This is a genomic window from Nocardioides marinisabuli (assembly GCF_013466785.1).
GTDB classification, from domain to species: domain Bacteria; phylum Actinomycetota; class Actinomycetes; order Propionibacteriales; family Nocardioidaceae; genus Nocardioides; species Nocardioides marinisabuli.
The window spans coordinates 4073776-4089915 of record NZ_CP059163.1 but is presented as its reverse complement, the minus strand read 5'-3'; the positions used below and the strand labels follow the sequence as shown (position 1 = coordinate 4089915).

The following is a 16140-nucleotide window of genomic DNA, read 5'->3' as shown; positions in this document are numbered from 1 at the left end:
TCAGGCGTCGAAGCGGTAGCCCATGCCGCGCACGGTGGTGATGCAGCGGGCCCCGAACTTCTTGCGCAGGTAGCCGACGTACACGTCCACGACGTTGGAGCCGGGGTCGAAGTCGAAGCCCCAGACGTGGTCGAGCAGCTGCTCGCGCGACAGGACCTGCCCCGCGTTGCGCATGAAGATCTCGGCCAGCGCGAACTCGCGGGCCGACAGGTCGACCTGCTGCCCACCCACCCGGGCCCGCCGGGTCCGCAGGTCGAGGTGCACCCCGCCCACCTCGAGCGCGTCGGAGGTCGCGGAGGACACGGCGTCGCCGGCGGCCTGCCCCTGCCGCAGCCGCAGCCTGATGCGCGCCTGGAGCTCGGCGTAGCGGAACGGCTTGGCCATGTAGTCGTCGGCACCGCCCTCCAGCGCGGAGACCGTGTCGGTGACCGAGTCGCGGGCGGTGAGCACCACGACCGGCAGGCGCGAGCCCTGCGAGCGCAGCTGGTCGAGGACCTCGAAGCCGTCCATCCCGGGCAGGCCGATGTCGAGGATCACCAGGTCGTGCTCGCCGGCGAGCGCGAGGTCGAGCCCGGTGGGCCCGTCGCCGACCACGGTGGCCTGGTGGCCGTCGGCGCGCAGGCCCTTGGCGATGAACGAGGCGATGCGGGCCTCGTCCTCGACGATCAGGATGCGGGCCACGTGGACTCCTCGGTGGGGTGGGCGGGCAAGGTGATGACGAAGCGGGCGCCGGCGGGATGCTCCGGCCCGGGGTCCTCGACCCCCACCCGGCCGCCGTGCGCCTCGGCGATGGCGCTGACGATGGAGAGCCCGAGGCCGAAGCCGTCGTCGCCCTCCGGCACCCTGCCGCGACCGAAGCGGTCGAAGATCGTCTCCCGGTCGGCCTCGGCGACCCCCGGGCCGCTGTCGCGCACCCACAGCCGCACCTGGCCGCCCTCCCAGGCGGAGCCGAGCGCGACCGTGTCACCGGGGCCCGTGTGCTTGGTGGCGTTCTCGGCCAGCTGCAGCAGGGCCTGGGTCAGGCGCTGGGCGTCGGCCGGCACGACGACCTCGGCGACACCGTCGAGGCGCCAGTCGCGCCCACCAAGGGCACTGGCCTTGGCCAGGACGTCCTCGGTGAGGGTGCGCAGGTCGCAGGGCGCCGGGGTGACGAAGTCCGGCCGGTCGCTCTTGGCGAGCAGGATCAGGTCGCCGACGAGGCGGGACATGCGGTCGGCCTCGTCGAGCAGCAGCGCCCGGGTCTGCTCCACGTCGTCGGGGTCGCCGGCGTCGAGCAGCTCGAGGTGGCCCCGCAGCACCGTGAGGGGGGTCCTCAGCTCGTGCCCGGCGTCGTCGAGGAACTGGCGCTGCCCGGCGAAGGCCGACTCCAGCCTGGCCAGCATCTGGTTGACGGTGCGGGTCAGGGCGGTGATGTCGTCGTTGCCGCGCACGGGCAGCCGGCGCGACAGGTCGGTCTCCGAGATCTCCTGGGCGGTCTCGCGCAGGGTGCGCAGCGGGGCGAGCAGCCGCCCGGTCAGCAGGTAGGCGGCACCGGTGACCACCAGCAGCGCCAGCGCCGAGACGATCGCGTAGGTGCGCATCGTCTCGACCAGCCCGGCGCGGGTCTGGTCGAGCCGGGTGACCACCACGAGCGCGCCCGACTGGGAGCCGCTGCGCATGGCCACCGGCTGCGCCACGACCAGCAGCTCGCCGTACGCCGGCAGCTCGGCGCGCACCGTGCCGCCCTCCTCGACGATCGGCTCGACCAGGTCGACGAACGCGGGGTCCTCGGCGAGCGGGTCGGTGCGGGGGGAGACGTACTCGACCTGCTGGCCGGTGACCCAGCCGACCAGGAGCTCGTCGTCGTCGGGGACGTTGCGCTCCATGAAGAGCCGCAGCAGGGTGGCGACGTCGGCGAAGGGCTCGCCGGTGGTCGGGTCGACCCCGTCCTCCTGGAGCGCGGAGAGCTCGGCCAGCTCCTGGTCGACGGCCGACGCGGTCTGCTCGCCGAGACGTCGTGCCTCGATGGCGTAGACCAGGACGCCGGCCAGCAGCAGCGTCGCAGCGACCAGGAGGGCCACCGTGACGCTGATCCGGGCGCGCACCGACAGGCCCGACCGCGGCTGGCGGTCGGGCCGGTTCTCAGGAGTGCCGGGCCTGGTCAGTCGTCGTCCCCTTCGTCGTCGTCCCCATCGTCATCGTCGTCCCCGTCGTCGTCATCGTCGTCCTCGCCGATGTCGGGGCGGATCACGGTGACCCCGTCGTCGTCATCGTCGTCGTCGTCATCGTCGTCCGAGGAGGGGCTGGAGGTCGGCGCGGCGGAGGGCCTCAGCGTGGCGCCGGGGGAGACGTCGCCGCGTGGATCCTCGAGCAGGATGGGAGGGCGCGGCGCGGGCTCGCGCGGCGACGTCGCCGTCAGCGCGCCGGCCGCGTAGGCCAGCACGGGCAGGACCAGGACGGCCAGCAGGACGACCTTCCACGGGCGACTCATGGGGCCAGCATCCTCTCCTGCGGTGGGAGGGCCGTGAGAGCCCGATGAGAAAGCTCTCATGTGGCGCACCCGGCGTGGTGGGTGTCGACCCGGCTGGTGTGAACCAGCCGGGTCGGCGGGGAAGTGGCGCCGGGTCGGCGGGGAAGTGGCGCCGGGTCGGCGGGGAAGTGGCGCCGGGTCGCGGTCAGGCGAGCAGCTGCTCGCCCAGCCAGGAGCCCTGCTCGAAGCCGGGCAGCACCGCGAAGGTCGCCGAGCCGATCGCGGTGGTCCACTCGTTGAGCTGGTCGGACTCGTCGAGCATCCGCTGCACCGGCACGAACTGGTCGAGCAGGTCGGCCTGGTAGGCCAGGAACACCAGACCGCTCTCGACCTCGACGCCCTGCTCGGTCTCGACCTCGCGGGTGTAGTTGGCGCCCTTGCGGAACATCCGGCGACCGCCGTTGAGGGAGGGGTGCGCGCGGCGTGCGTGGGCGTCGACCGGCACCACCAGCCGACCCTGGGAGCGCGCGGACAGGTCGAGCTCGTCGATCTCCATGCCGCCGGTCAGGGGTGCGCCGTCGGCCAACGCCCGTCCGACCGAGCGCTCCTGCTCGTCGCGGGTCAGCTCGTCCCAGGTGTCGAGGTCCATCCGGATGCGTCGCACCACCAGGGTGCTGCCGCCCGCCCAGCGTCCCTCGCGCACCCACACCGTCGAGTCGAACAGCGGGCTGCCCGGCTGCGGGTTGCCCGAGCCGTCGACCTGGCCGAAGAGGTTGCGGCCCGTCTGGGGGCGCCCGTCGGGTCCGGTGGGGTTCCACGACCCGGCCTGGCGCCACCGCGCCCGCGCGAAGGGCGCCGCGTCGGCGACCAGGCGGCGTACGGCGTGGGCGACGGTGGTGCCGTCACGTCCGGCCACGACCACGAGGAGGTCGCCGCCGCTCCAGCGCTCCTGCAGCCGGTCTCGGCTCATCGGCGGCACCGCCGCGAACCCGTCGGGGCCCGCGCCGAACAGGCCCGGCCGGCAGGCGTCGGGGCCGACGCCGACCGTGATCGTGAGGTCGGAGGCCGGCTGGGAGAGCCACGGGGCCGGGTCCCCGGGCGCGCCGCGGCCGGCGGTCAGGGCCTCGATGTCGCCGGTCCACAGGCGCATCAGCCGGCCCAGCGCCTCCCGGTCGACGTCGGCGCGCAGGTCGAGGGCGACGAGCTCGGTGACCTCGGTCTGCGCCGTCGCCACGCCGGGCTGGTGGGCGCCCCAGGGCTCGATGGTGCGCCCCGGCGCACCCACGGCCGCCGCCGCCGAGGACGCGGGGGGCGCCTCCTCGGCACCGACGGCCAGGACCGCACCGGCGCCGGCGGCCGCGCCGACACCGGTGCTGCCGACGTAGCCCAGGAGGCGACGGCGGCTGACGCGTGGGGCCGGGCTCACGAGTGCGAGTGCTCCTCGTCCTCGGAGTGCTCGTCGTCGCTGTGCCCCTCGTCGCCGTGGTCCTCGTCGTCGCCGTGGTCGTGCTCACCGGTGCCGGGCTCGTGGTAGTGGCCCTCCTCCTCGGTGAACTCCTTGACCGGCACGGTGAGGGTCTCGGTGGTGCCGTCGGAGAACTCCAGGGTGAGGTCGACCTCGTCGCCGGCGGCGAGCTCGCGCTGCACGTCCATCAGCATCACGTGGTAGCCGTTGGGCTCGAGGACCTTGCCGCGCCCGGCCTCGATGACCAGGCCGTCGTCCATGACCGACATCGCCATGGCGCCGTCGACCATCGACATCTCGTGGATCTCGACCGTGCCGGCCACGTCGGTGGAGGCGCCGGTGAGGGTGACGTCGGCGTCGCCGGCGTTGTCGATGGTCATGAAGGCCGCCGACATCGTGGTGTCCTCGGCGCCGGTGGTGGCGCGCACCCAGGGGTCCCCGACGGTGATCTCGGCGCTCGCCTCGGCAGCGGTGCTCGACGACGAGGCGTCGGCCGGCTCCTCGTCGCCGCAGGCCACGAGGCCGGCGCCGAGCGCGAGGGCGAGGGCGGCGGCCGGGACCAGCCGGCGGGCGCGGGGGCTGGTGGTTCGGGTGGTGCGGGTGGTGCTGCTCATCAGGGTCTCCTCGTACGACGTGGGCGCGCGGTCGCGCGCGGGAGGCGCCGCGGTCGGCGGCGCGGGGTCAGGCGGCGAGGAGGAGCGGTGGGCCGCGGCGGGCGACGATCCGGTGCGGCAGGGAGTCGGGCAGCGGCAGGTGCAGCGGCGCGGGGACCGGGAGCCGTCGGGCGGCGTCCATCGCGCCGTGCAGGGAGGCCCGCAGCGGGCGGGCGCACCCGTCGGCGACCAGCGCGAGCCGGACCTGCACGGCCGCGAGGACGAGCAGCCCCCACAGCGCGCTCTCGCCGACGGCGAGCCACAGGCCGAGCGCGACGGCGCCCAGCAGGTGGGCCAGCAGCATCAGCGGGCCCTGGGCCAGGGCGTGGTCGACGAGGTGGCCGAACGAGGAGCCCAGCCCGCCCGGCGCAGCGCCCAGCGGGGCGGCCTCGGCGGCGCGCCCTCCGGCCGCCGAGGCGGCCTCGAAGTGGTCGGTCAGTGACCCGACGCGGCGTCCGCCCTCGTCGGCGGCCGCGTGCAGCGCGGAGCCGGCGGCCGGTGACCCGCCCGCAGCGGCCGTCGTGGTCGCGCCGGAGCCGGTGTGGCCCGCGCCCGCCGAGAGCAGGAGGTGGGTCAGCCCCTGCCCGCCGACCAGCAGGGCGACCAGGCGCAGCGCCGAGGCCCGGGTGCGCAGGAGCGCCGCCGAGAGGGCGGTGCACGCGGCCAGCAGGACGACCAGCACCCCCGGGCCGGGGAGCAGCCCGTCGGCGGTCACGTGGGAGACCACGCCGGAGAGCAGCACCACGGGCCCGAGCACGGCGGCGCGCGCCCACACGAGGGTCCTCGTGGGGCGGGCGGGCTGCTCCGCGCTGGTGATGTCGTCCTCCGTGCTGCCGGCCGGCGTGGTCGTCCGGAACGCCTCGATGCTACAGCCGCGGGCCGAACCGACCGTTCGTCGCCGCGGCCGCACCGCTCGGCGTACGGGCCCGGTCGGGCGGGGGTGGCGCGACCCGGGGCCTGCCTAGAGTGGGCCCCGTCACACGACCGCTTGGAGGAGCCCATGATCGTCCCGTTCAGCGTCTCGGACTTCATCGACCGCGCCGTGCAGGTCTACGGCGAGCGGGTCGGCGTCGTGGACGAGCCCGACCAGCCGGCGCAGCCGCTGGGTGAGAAGGGCCGGCTGACCTACCGCGAGATGGCGGCCCTCGCCGCTCGCCAGGCGGCCCGCCTCGACGAGCTCGGCATCGGTGTCGGCGACCGGGTGGCCGTGGTCAGCCACAACAGCGCCCGGCTGCTGACCTCGTTCTTCGGTGTGGCGGGCTACGGACGGGTGCTGGTGCCGGTGAACTTCCGGCTGCGCCCCGACGAGGTGCAGTACATCGTCGAGCACTCCGGGGCGCGGGTGCTCATCATCGACCCCGAGCTCGACGAGGAGCTGCGCGACGTCACCGCCGAGCACCGGTTCGTGATCGGTGACGACGACCTGCTCTACGCCCCCGAGGGCAGCGTGCCGCAGCCGTGGGAGCCCGACGAGAACGCCACGGCCACCATCAACTACACCTCGGGCACCACCGCGCGGCCCAAGGGCGTGCAGATCACGCACCGCAACATCTGGACCAACGCGGTCACCTTCGGCATGCACGCCGGGGTCAGCGACCGCGACGTCTACCTGCACACGCTGCCGATGTTCCACGCCAACGGCTGGGGCTGGCCCTTCGTCGCCACCCAGGCCGGCGCCACCCACGTGGTGATCCGCAAGATCGACGGCGCCGAGATCCTGCGCCGCGTCGAGGAGCACGGCGTGACCGTCATGTGCGCCGCGCCCGCCGTGGCCGCCGCGGTGCTGGAGGCGGCCCAGGAGTGGGATGGTCCGATCCCCGGTCGTGACCGGGTGCGCATCATCATGGCCGGTGCGCCGCCGCCGACGCGCACCGTCGTGCGCGTCGAGGAGGAGCTGGGCTGGGAGTTCATCCAGATCTACGGCCTCACCGAGACCTCCCCGCTGCTGACCATCAACCGGGGCCGCGCCGAGTGGGACCACCTCGAGCCCGAGGAGCGCGCCGCGCGGCTGACCCGCGCCGGGGCACCGGCGCTCGGCGTACGGCTCGCGATCTCGGAGGAGCCCGAGAACCAGGGCGAGGTGCTGGCCCGCTCCAACGTGTGCCTCGAGGGCTACTGGGAGCAGCCCGAGGAGAGCGAGCGCTGCCTGGCCGGCGGCTGGTTCCACACCGGCGACGGCGGCGTCATCGGCGACGACGGCTACCTGACCATCAGCGACCGCAAGAAGGACGTGATCATCACCGGCGGCGAGAACGTCTCCTCGATCGAGGTCGAGGACGTGCTGTTCTCGCACCCGGCCGTCGCCGAGGTCGCCGTGATCGGCGTCCCGAGCGAGAAGTGGGGCGAGACCATCAAGGCGCTCGTCGTGCTCGCCCCCGACGCCGAGGCGACCGAGGCCGAGCTGATCGCGTGGTGCAAGGAGCGCGCGGCCGGCTACAAGGCACCGACCTCGGTGGAGATCCGCGACGAGCTGGCCCGCACCGCGACCGGCAAGCTGCAGAAGTTCAAGCTGCGCGCGCCCTACTGGGAGGGCCAGGAGCGCCAGGTCAACTGACGCGCAGGGGTGCTCAGGAGGGGCGGACGTCCATGACGACCTCGAACTCCAGCAGGTCCGCCCCGCTGGCGACGGGCTTGGCGCGCTCGCCGGCGTGCGCGGCCTGGGCGCCGCCGTCGCGCCACGCTGCGAAGGACTCCTCGTCCTGCCAGTGCGTGACGACGAAGTAGCGCTCCTCGCCCGCGGTGGGGCGCAGCAGCTGGAAGCCGAGGAACCCGGGGGAGCCCTCGACGGCGCCGGCGCGGGCGGCGAAGCGCTTCTCGAGCTCGGGGCCGGCCTGCGGGGGGACGGAGATGGCGTTGATCTTCACGACGGGCATGGCGCCCAGCCTAGGTCCCGGCGCGAGCGCCGATAGCCTCCCCTCATGCACGCGAGCACCGAGCCCAGCCTGAGGGACGTCGTCGACCTGGTGCACGGGTGGTACCCGCCCGGCACCGCCGACTCCTGGGACCGCGTCGGGCTGGTGCACGGCGACCCCGCGCAGCCGGTGCGCCGCATCATGCTGGCCGTCGACCCCTCGCCCGCGGTGGCCCAGGAGGCCGCCGAGTGGGGAGCCGACCTGCTGGTGGTGCACCACCCGCTCTTCCTCAAGGGCGTGCACGGCTTCACCACCGAGACGCCCAAGGGGCGCACCCTGCACACCCTGGCCCGGGCCGGCTGCGCGCTGCTGGCCGCCCACACGAACGCCGACCAGGCCGAGGGCGGGGTCTCGGAGTCGCTGGCCCTCGCGCTCGGGCTCGACGACCTGCGCCCGATCCTGCGCGCCGAGCGCCCGGCCCTCGACAAGATCGGCGTGCTGGTGCCGGTCGCCGACGCCGAGCGGCTGCGCGTCGCGCTGGCCGAGGCGGGCGCCGGGCGCCTGGGCGACTACGAGTCGGCCTCCTTCACCGTCGAGGGCGTCGGCCGGTTCCGCCCGACGCCGGGTGCCAGCCCGGCCATCGGCCGGGTCGGTGAGCTCGAGGAGGTCGCCGAGGTGCGGGTCGAGGTGGTGGCGCCGCGCTCGCGCCGCGCCGAGGTGGTGCGCGCGATGCTGTCGGTGCACCCCTACGAGGAGCCGGCCTACGACGTCGTGGAGCTCGCCGACCCCGGCCTGTCGAGCACCGGGACCGGTCGGGTGGGCAGCGTGGAGCCGATGACGCTGGCCGCCTTCGCCGCCCGGGTCGCCGAGGTGCTGCCGCCCACCGTGCACGGCGTGCGGGTCGGGGGCGACCCCGACCGCGAGGTGCGCCGGGTGGCCGTGTGCGGCGGCGCCGGCGACTTCCTGCTCGACACCGTGCTCGGCACGGGCCGCGACAACGGGGTCGACGTCTACGTCACCAGCGATCTTCGTCACCACCCGGCCTCGGAGTTCCTCGAGCACGAGGGGCCCGCACTGGTCGACGTGGCGCACTGGGCGGCGGAGTGGACCTGGCTGCCGGTGCTGGAGGCCCGACTCCGGGCAGCGCTGGTGGGCGAGCGGGGCGCTACGGTGGAGACCCGCGTGAGCACCCGGTGCACCGACCCGTGGACGTTCCGCCCCGATCAACACACAGCACATCCCACAGCCAGGAGAGACCGCTGAAAGCCGACCCGACCGCCCAGGTCACGCTGCTCGACGTCCAGGAGCTCGACTCCCGTGCCGACCAGCTGCGCCACCAGCGCCGCAGCCTGCCCGAGATCGCCGAGATCGCCGAGCTCCAGGCCCACCGCACCGAGCTCGACGACCAGGCCCGCGACGCCCGCATCGTCGTCGACGACCTGGCCGTCGAGCAGGCCAAGGTCGACGCCGACGTCGAGCAGGTCAAGGCCCGCCGGGCCCGCGACCGCGAGCGGATGGACAAGGGCCAGGTCGGCAACCCCAAGGACCTCGAGCGCCTCGGCCACGAGCTGGAGTCGCTCGAGCGGCGCATCGCCAGCCTCGAGGACGACGAGCTCGAGGTGATGGAGCGCCTCGAGGAGGCGCAGTCGGTGCTCGACTCGGTCACCATGCTCCTCGAGCAGGCCGACGTGCGCCTGGGCGAGCTGATCGCGGCCCGCGACGAGAAGGTCGCGGCCATCGACGCCCAGCTGGTCGACGTCGAGGCCCAGCGCGGCCCCTCGGTCGAGGGCCTGCCCGAGGACCTGCTGGCGCTCTACGAGAAGCTGCGCGCGGCCAAGGGCGGGGTGGGTGCGGCCATGCTGCACCAGCGCCGCTGCACCGGCTGCCAGCTCAGCATCGACAACGCCGAGCTCGCGGTGATCCGCTCGGCCCCCGCCGACCTCGTGGTGCGCTGCGAGGAGTGCACGCGCATCCTGGTGCGCACCCCGGAGTCGGGGCTGTGACCTCGCGCGTCGTCGTCGAGGCCGACGGCGGCTCGCGCGGCAACCCCGGCCCCGCGGCGTACGGCGCCGTGCTGAGCGACGCCGACAGCGGCGAGGTGATCGCCGAGGACGCCCGGACCATCGGGGTGGCCAGCAACAACGTCGCGGAGTACTCCGGGCTGGTCGCCGGGCTGCGGCTCGCCGTCGAGCACGCCCCGGGGGCCGCGGTGGAGGTCCGGATGGACTCCAAGCTCGTGGTCGAGCAGATGTCGGGGCGCTGGAAGATCAAGCACCCCGACATGCGGGTGCTGGCCGCCGAGGCGGGCGAGATCGCCCCCGAGGGCACCACCTACACCTGGATCCCGCGGGCCCGCAACGCCCACGCCGACCGGCTGGCCAACGAGGCGCTCGACGGCGTCCGCGAGGGCGTCACCGTGGCCGGCGCCGGGCCCGCCGCCGACCCGGTCGAGGAGCGCACCGCCGAGGGGGCTCCCGACGAGGAGTCGCTCATCGAGGAGATCGAGTCGCCGGGCGCGACGCGTGGCGAGCAGCCGCGCGACCAGGCAGGCCACCGCGGCTGGAGCGGGCCCGGCGCGCCGCCGACCACGCTGGTGCTGGTGCGCCACGGCGTGACCCGGCACACCGCGGCCAAGCGCTTCTCGGGAGGCCTGGGCGGCGACGACCCGGCGCTGAGCGAGGAGGGTCTGGCCCAGGCCCGCGACACCGCCGAGTGGCTGACCGGCCTCGGCGAGCGGGTCGACGCGGTCGTCTCCTCGCCGGTGCGCCGCACCCGCGAGACCGCCGAGGTCGTGGCGGCGCGGCTGGAACGCAGCGTGTCGGTGGAGCCGGGTTTTGCCGAGATGGAGTTCGGCGAGTGGGACGGGCTGACCTTCAGCGAGGTCGCCGAGCGCGACCGGCCCGGTCTCGACGCCTGGCTGGGCTCGATGGACGTGGCCCCGCCGGGGGGCGAGTCGTTCGCCACCGTGCGCGAGCGGGTGCTGGCCGGGCTCGAGCGGGTGCTGGCCGAGCACGCCGGTCGCACCGTCGTCGTGGTCAGCCACGTGACGCCCATCAAGACCCTGGTGGCCCACGCGCTGGGCGCGCCCCTCGAGGCGGTCTACCGCATGGAGCTCTCGCCGGCCTCGGTCACCGTGCTGTCGTTCTACGCCGACCCGGCCGCCGACGGCGCGGCCCGCGGCTCGATGCGCCTCTACAACGCCCTGCCCCCGGGCGAGCGGGCCACCGTCGAGCCCGGTCGCTGGTAGCCGGTCGCTGGTAGCCGGTCGCTGGTCGGTCAGCCGGCCTGGTGGACGGTGCGTCCGGCCACCAGGGTGCGCAGCAGCCGGGGCAGCGCGGCCCCGGCCTCCAGCACCGGCACGCCGTCGGCGTCGAGGCCCGCCGGGGTCTCCCAGACCGCCAGGTCGGCCACCCAACCGCGGGCCAGCCGCCCGCGGTGGTCCTGGGCCGCGGCCAGCCAGCCGCCCCGGGTGTGGGCCCCCAGCGCCGCCAGCGGCGCCAGCCCCTGCTCGGGCACGTGGTGGTGGACCGCGGCCCGCACCGCGGCCCACGGGCCCAGGGCCGTCACCGGTGAGTCGGAGCCGAAGGCGAGGGGCACACCGGCCTCGGCCAGGTCGCGGAACGGGTTGGTCGCGCGCCAGCGCTCGCCCAGGCGGGCGGCGTACATGCCCGAGGGGCCGCCCCACAGGCCGTCGAACATCGGCTGCACGCTCGCGGTGACGCCCAGGCGCCCCAGCAGCGCGACGGTGCTCGGCGAGGGCATCTCGACGTGCTCGAGGCGGTGGCGCCGGGCCCGCACGGCCTCGTCGCCCAGCTCGGCGGCCGCGGCCGCGAACCCCTCGCCGACGGCGTCGAGCGCGGCGTCGCCGATGCAGTGGAACCCGGCCTGGAGGCCGGCGCGGGTGCAGGCCACGACGTGCTGGTGCACCTGCTCGGCGCTGACGTAGGCGTGCCCGCAGGTCGCCGCGTCGGCGTACGACGTGCCGAGCGCGGCGGTGCGCGAGCCGAAGGCGCCGTCGGCCACCAGGTCGCCGGCGAGCCCGGCCACCCCCAGCCGGGCGGCGGTCTCGACGGCCATCAGCTCGCCCCAGTAGACCGTCGCGGCCAGCCCGACGTCCTCGGCGGCCCGGCGCACCAGCGAGATCTCCGACTCGGGGCCGATGTGGGGTGCGGCGTTCTCGTGGAAGCCCGCGATGCCGGCCGCGGCCATGGCGTGGCAGGCGGCCCGGGCGGCGTCGAGGCGCTCGGCGTCGCCGATGAGGCCCTCGAGCGTGTGCCGCACCGCGTGGTGGGCGTCGCGCTCGACGCGGCCGTCGGGCGACCAGCCCTGCAGGTCGGTGAGGCCGGGCACCAGGGAGGCCAGGGCGGGGCTGACGACCGAGGAGTGGCTGTCGACCCGGGTCAGGTAGGTGCGGCGCCCGGGCGCGGCCCGCTCGAGCTCGTCGCCGGTGGGCGGGCGCCCCGCGCGCCACGGGGTCTCGTCCCAGCCCTGGCCCACCAGCACCGCGTCGTCGGGGTGGCGGGCGGCGTGGCGGGCGAGCGCGTCGAGCACGTCCTCGAGCCCCGACGCGGCGGCGTACGACGGCCCGGAGAGGTCGAGCCCGGTGAGCGCGAAGCCGGTGCGCACGGTGTGCACGTGGCTGTCGACGAAGGCGGGGGTGACCAGGGCGCCCCGGAGGTCGACGACCTCGGGGGCCTCGTCACCGGTGCCGGCCCACGCCTGCGCCGCGTCGTCGTCGCCGAGCGCGACGACCCGGCCGTCCTCGACGGCCAGCGCCGTGGGCCGCGCGGCGAGCGGCCCGGGCGTGCCGGGGTCGAGCACCCGGCCTCCCCTCAGCACGGTGCGTCGGGCACGGGAGCGGGGGGCGGCGTGGTCCATGGCGCCACCCTAGGGCCGGGGTGTGCGGCCGGTGGGGGCGCAGGAATAGCCTCGGGGGTCGCGGGGTTGGCCCGCGGTCGGGGACGCACGGGCGGACCCCGGGAGCAGACGGGTGGGGGAGCGGTGAGCCAGGTCGCGGACGAGGTCGACGAGGTCGCGACCGGGACGGACGAGGTCGACGCGGCTGCGCCGCCCGGTCCGGTCAACCGCGCCACCACCACCCGGGACGGCTTCGCCGTGCTGTGGGTGGCGATCAAGCGCGAGCCCTGGGTCTTCGCGGTCTCGACCCTGGGCAGCGTGCTCTTCGGCGCGCTGACCGTCGCCGACGCCTGGGTGCTGGGCTGGTCGACCGAGAACGTGGTGCTGCCGGCCTTCGAGACCGGCGAGATCGGCGCCGGCATGCTCTGGGCGGTGCTCGCGCTGTTCCTCGGCGTCGCCATCCTGCGCGCGGTGGGCATCGTGGCGCGTCGCCTGGGCGCCGGCATCATGCAGTACCGGATGCAGGCCCACACCCGCCGGGCGGTGACGCGGCAGTACCTCGCCCTGCCCATGGAGTGGCACCAGCGCCACCCCACCGGCCAGCTGCTCTCCAACGCCAACTCCGACGTCGAGGCCGCCTGGGGCCCGGTCGCGCCGCTGCCGATGGCGGTCGGCACCGTCGCGATGATGGTGATCGCCGTCGCGCAGATGCTCGTCGCCGACCTGGTCCTGGCCCTGGTCGGGCTGCTGATCTTCCCCGCGGTGATCGCCGCCAACGTCGTCTTCCAGCGGCTCAGCTCGCCGCTGATGACCCGCGCCCAGCAGCTGCGCGCGGAGCTCTCCGAGGTCGCCCACGAGTCCTTCGACGGCGCCATGGTGGTCAAGACCCTCGGGCGGGAGGGCGAGGAGACCGCTCGCTTCTCGGCCAAGGCGCAGGAGCTGCGCGGCGTGCTGGTGCGCGCCGGGCGCATCCGCGCCATGTTCGACCCCGCCCTGGCCGCGCTGCCCAACCTGGGCGTGCTCGTCGTGCTGGCCGTCGGCGTGGCCCGGGTGCAGAGCGGCGCCACCGACCCCGGCGACGTGGTGCAGGTGGCCTACCTGCTGACCATCGTCTCCTTCCCGATCCGCTCCATCGGCTGGCTGCTGGGCGAGTTCCCCCGCAGCGTCGTCGGCTTCCGGCGGGTCACCAGCGTGCTCGAGGCCACCGGCGAGATGCCGTACGGCGACGCGTCGCTGACGCCCACGGGCCGCCGCGGCGCCCGCCTCGAGATCGAGGGCCTGCGCTACTCCCACCAGCCGGGCCAGCGGCTCCTCGACGACCTGGCCCTCACCGTCGAGCCGGGCCGCACCGTGGCGCTCGTGGGCGCCACCGCGTCGGGCAAGAGCACCCTGACCTCCCTGGTCACCCGGCTGGTCGACCCCGACGAGGGGCGGATCGCCCTCGACGGCCAGGACCTGCGCGACCTCGCGCCCGGCCAGCTGGCCGAGGCGGTCTCGCTGGTCGCCCAGACGGCCTTCCTCTTCGACGACACCGTGCGCGGCAACATCACGCTCGGCGCCGACATCGGCGACGAGGAGGTCTGGGAGGTGCTGCGCGCCGCGCAGGCCGACGACTTCGTCGCCGCCCTGCCCGACGGCCTCGACAGCCGTCTCGGCGAGCGCGGCACGTCGCTGTCCGGCGGCCAGCGCCAGCGGATCTCGCTGGCCCGCGCCCTGGTGCGCCGTCCCCGCCTGCTGGTCCTCGACGACGCCACCTCCGCGGTCGACCCCGAGGTCGAGGCGCGCATCCTGGCCGCGCTGCGCGCGGGTGGCCCGGGTGACGACCCCGCCGACCGTCCGAGCCTGCTCGTGGTGGCCTACCGCAAGGCCACCATCGGGCTGGCCGACGAGGTGGTGCACCTCGAGGGTGGCCGGGTCGCCGACCGCGGCACCCACCAGGAGCTGCTGGGCCGCAGCCCCTCCTACGCCGCCCTCGTCAACGCCTACGAGGACGAGCACCCCGCCCCCGGCACCACGACGGAGGAGTCCTCATGAGCGCCGTGCGCGCCGCCTCGAGCTCGGGCACCGCCCTCGACACCGGCGAGGAGATGCGGGCGGTCGAGACGATCCGTCGCGGCCTGCACCACTCGCCCGAGCTGACCGTCGGGATCCGCACGACCCTGGCCTACGCGGTGCTCGCCTCCGCGGGCCAGGTGGTGGTACCCATCGCGGTCCAGCAGACGCTCGACCGCGGGCTCGGCGCCGCGGGCGGGCCCGACCTGGCCTTCACCGCGTGGATGGGGGTGCTGGCGGCGCTCGCGATCGTGCTGACCTCGTGGGCGTCGTACAAGATGACCAGCCGGCTGTTCCGCACCGCCGAGGGCGGGTTGGCGACGCTGCGCACCAAGGCCTTCCGCCACGTCCACGACCTCCCGCTGCTGACCCAGAACACCGAGCGGCGCGGGGCCCTGGTCGCGCGGGTCACCAGCGACGTCGACCAGGTCAGCCAGTTCCTGGTCTTCGGCGGCCTGCTCTTCGTGGTCAGCATCGGCCAGGTCGTCATCGCGACCGCGGTGATGCTGGTCTACTCCTGGCAGCTCACGCTGGTGGTGTGGCTGTGCTTCGCGCCGCTCTTCGCGTCGCTGAAGTACTTCCAGCGCAAGCTCTCGCAGGCCTACGGCACCGTGCGCCGCCAGGTCGGCGTGATGCTCTCGGCCATCTCCGAGCCGGTCGTGGGCGCTGCCGTCGTGCGCTCGTACGCCGTGCAGTCGCGCACCCAGGACCGCATCGACGAGGCCGTCGACGCGCACCGCGTCGCGAGCACCCGGGCCCAGGGCTTCACGGCGTTCTCGTTCTCCCTCGGCGGGGTCTCCGCGGGCCTGGCCAACGCCGGCGTGATCGTGGTGGGGGTGCTGCTCGGCCTGGCCGGCGACATCACCGCCGGCGAGATCCTCGCCTTCGCGTTCCTGGTCACCCTGTTCGTGGGGCCGGTGCAGATGGGCACCCAGATCCTCACCGACGCCCAGCTCGCGATCGCGGGCTGGCGCCGGGTCATCGGCATCCTCGACACCCCCGCCGACCTGGTGGACCCGGGCCCCGAGGGCCACGACCTGCCGCCGGGCCCGATCGACGTGCGCTTCGACGACGTCACCTTCGCCTATCCCGGCGGTCCGCCGGTGCTGCGCGACGTCACCATGTCCATCGCGGCCGGGCGCCGGGTGGCGATCGTGGGGGAGACGGGGTCGGGCAAGTCGACCTTCGCCAAGCTGCTGACCCGCCTGATGGACCCCTCGCAGGGTGCGGTGCTCCTCGACGGCGTCGACGTGCGCGACATCGCGCAGGCGACGCTGCGCCGCAGCGTGGTGCTGGTGCCGCAGGAGGGCTTCCTCTTCGACGACACGATCACCGCCAACGTGCGCTACGGGCGCCTGGAGGCCTCCGAGGCCGAGATCTGGGCCAGCGCCGAGGAGCTGGGCCTGGGTGACTGGCTCGCCGGCCTGCCCGCCGGGCTCGGGACCCGGGTGGGGCAGCGCGGCGAGTCGCTGTCGGCGGGGGAGCGGCAGCTGGTGGCCCTGCTGCGCGCCCACCTCGCCGACCCCGACCTCCTGGTCCTCGACGAGGCCACCAGCGCGGTCGACCCGTCGCTGGAGATGCGCATCGGCCGCGCGCTGGAGCGGCTGATGAGCGGGCGCACCTCGGTGACGATCGCGCACCGCATGTCGACGGCGGAGGCCGCCGACGAGGTGGTCGTGGTCGACCGCGGCCGCATCGTGCAGCGCGGCCCGCACGCCACGCTGGTCGCCGAGGCCGGCTCGGTCTACGCCGGCCTGCACGCCTCGTGGGTCGCCCAGCAGGGCCGCTGAGTTCCTTTACCTTTACTTTTTA

At 75.1% G+C, this 16140-nt stretch carries 14 protein-coding genes; 6 read left to right on the top strand and 8 right to left on the bottom strand.

Annotation, left to right across the window (positions count from 1 at the left end):
* The 6 genes from H0S66_RS19620 to H0S66_RS19595 all read right to left on the bottom strand — a co-directional run bounded on the left by H0S66_RS19620 (window position 1) and on the right by H0S66_RS19595 (window position 5342).
* On the bottom strand, window positions 1-681 hold the full coding sequence (locus H0S66_RS19620) for a response regulator transcription factor (protein WP_179616855.1): 681 nt from the start codon (window positions 679-681) through the stop codon (window positions 1-3).
* The gene (locus H0S66_RS19615) at window positions 666-2060 is read right to left on the bottom strand and encodes a sensor histidine kinase (protein ID WP_258017011.1); all 1395 of its coding nucleotides are present in this window, start codon (window positions 2058-2060) and stop codon (window positions 666-668) included. The genes H0S66_RS19620 and H0S66_RS19615 overlap by 16 nt, the downstream gene beginning before the upstream one ends.
* A gap of 80 nt (window positions 2061-2140) precedes the next feature.
* The gene (locus H0S66_RS19610; RefSeq protein WP_179616854.1) at window positions 2141-2470 is read right to left on the bottom strand and encodes a hypothetical protein; all 330 of its coding nucleotides are present in this window, start codon (window positions 2468-2470) and stop codon (window positions 2141-2143) included.
* A 184-nt stretch (window positions 2471-2654) separates the two neighbouring features.
* A complete protein-coding gene (locus H0S66_RS19605) occupies window positions 2655-3875 on the bottom strand; it encodes a Dyp-type peroxidase (protein WP_179616853.1) in 1221 nt (406 codons plus the stop codon).
* The gene (locus tag H0S66_RS19600) at window positions 3872-4528 is read right to left on the bottom strand and encodes a copper chaperone PCu(A)C (protein WP_218876382.1); all 657 of its coding nucleotides are present in this window, start codon (window positions 4526-4528) and stop codon (window positions 3872-3874) included. Before H0S66_RS19600 ends, H0S66_RS19605 begins: the two co-directional genes overlap by 4 nt.
* A 67-nt stretch (window positions 4529-4595) precedes the next feature.
* Window positions 4596-5342, bottom strand: a complete 747-nt coding sequence (locus tag H0S66_RS19595) for a hypothetical protein (RefSeq protein WP_179616852.1) — start codon at window positions 5340-5342, stop codon at window positions 4596-4598.
* A 225-nt stretch (window positions 5343-5567) separates the two neighbouring features.
* On the opposite strand from H0S66_RS19595, the gene H0S66_RS19590 reads away from it, so the two are divergent.
* A complete protein-coding gene (locus H0S66_RS19590) occupies window positions 5568-7121 on the top strand; it encodes an AMP-binding protein (protein WP_179616851.1) in 1554 nt (517 codons plus the stop codon).
* 13 nt (window positions 7122-7134) lie between these two features.
* Here H0S66_RS19590 and H0S66_RS19585 read toward each other — a convergent pair whose 3' ends face one another.
* The gene (locus H0S66_RS19585) at window positions 7135-7440 is read right to left on the bottom strand and encodes an antibiotic biosynthesis monooxygenase family protein (RefSeq protein WP_179616850.1); all 306 of its coding nucleotides are present in this window, start codon (window positions 7438-7440) and stop codon (window positions 7135-7137) included.
* 45 nt (window positions 7441-7485) lie between these two features.
* Here H0S66_RS19585 and H0S66_RS19580 point away from each other — a divergent pair, with 45 nt between their 5' ends.
* The 3 genes from H0S66_RS19580 to H0S66_RS19570 are packed head-to-tail and all read left to right on the top strand — an operon-like array spanning window position 7486 to window position 10666.
* Window positions 7486-8682 carry a Nif3-like dinuclear metal center hexameric protein gene (locus tag H0S66_RS19580; protein WP_179616849.1) on the top strand — a complete coding sequence of 399 codons (1197 nt, stop codon included), beginning with the start codon at window positions 7486-7488 and terminating at the stop codon, window positions 8680-8682.
* Window positions 8625-9422 carry a zinc ribbon domain-containing protein gene (locus H0S66_RS19575; RefSeq protein WP_258017008.1) on the top strand — a complete coding sequence of 266 codons (798 nt, stop codon included), beginning with the start codon at window positions 8625-8627 and terminating at the stop codon, window positions 9420-9422. Before H0S66_RS19580 ends, H0S66_RS19575 begins: the two co-directional genes overlap by 58 nt.
* A complete protein-coding gene (locus H0S66_RS19570) occupies window positions 9419-10666 on the top strand; it encodes a bifunctional RNase H/acid phosphatase (protein WP_179616848.1) in 1248 nt (415 codons plus the stop codon). The genes H0S66_RS19575 and H0S66_RS19570 overlap by 4 nt, the downstream gene beginning before the upstream one ends.
* A 29-nt stretch (window positions 10667-10695) precedes the next feature.
* Here H0S66_RS19570 and H0S66_RS19565 read toward each other — a convergent pair whose 3' ends face one another.
* Window positions 10696-12297 carry an amidohydrolase gene (locus tag H0S66_RS19565; RefSeq protein ID WP_179616847.1) on the bottom strand — a complete coding sequence of 534 codons (1602 nt, stop codon included), beginning with the start codon at window positions 12295-12297 and terminating at the stop codon, window positions 10696-10698.
* 123 nt (window positions 12298-12420) lie between these two features.
* On the opposite strand from H0S66_RS19565, the gene H0S66_RS19560 reads away from it, so the two are divergent.
* Together H0S66_RS19560 and H0S66_RS19555 are read left to right on the top strand one after the other, a co-directional pair.
* A complete protein-coding gene (locus H0S66_RS19560) occupies window positions 12421-14310 on the top strand; it encodes an ABC transporter ATP-binding protein (RefSeq protein WP_219633595.1) in 1890 nt (629 codons plus the stop codon).
* Window positions 14307-16118, top strand: a complete 1812-nt coding sequence (locus H0S66_RS19555) for an ABC transporter ATP-binding protein (protein ID WP_179616846.1) — start codon at window positions 14307-14309, stop codon at window positions 16116-16118. The genes H0S66_RS19560 and H0S66_RS19555 overlap by 4 nt, the downstream gene beginning before the upstream one ends.
* Window positions 16119-16140: the final 22 nt, after the last annotated feature.

Coding starts and splice junctions, on each gene's coding strand:
- H0S66_RS19610 (WP_179616854.1), bottom strand. CDS start 2,470: ATGAGTCGCCCGTGGAAGGTCGTCCTGCTGGCCGTCCTGGTCCTGCCC.
- H0S66_RS19585 (WP_179616850.1), bottom strand. CDS start 7,440: ATGCCCGTCGTGAAGATCAACGCCATCTCCGTCCCCCCGCAGGCCGGC.
- H0S66_RS19555 (WP_179616846.1), top strand. CDS start 14,307: ATGAGCGCCGTGCGCGCCGCCTCGAGCTCGGGCACCGCCCTCGACACC.
- H0S66_RS19580 (WP_179616849.1), top strand. CDS start 7,486: ATGCACGCGAGCACCGAGCCCAGCCTGAGGGACGTCGTCGACCTGGTG.
- H0S66_RS19565 (WP_179616847.1), bottom strand. CDS start 12,297: ATGGACCACGCCGCCCCCCGCTCCCGTGCCCGACGCACCGTGCTGAGG.
- H0S66_RS19590 (WP_179616851.1), top strand. CDS start 5,568: ATGATCGTCCCGTTCAGCGTCTCGGACTTCATCGACCGCGCCGTGCAG.
- H0S66_RS19600 (WP_218876382.1), bottom strand. CDS start 4,528: ATGAGCAGCACCACCCGCACCACCCGAACCACCAGCCCCCGCGCCCGC.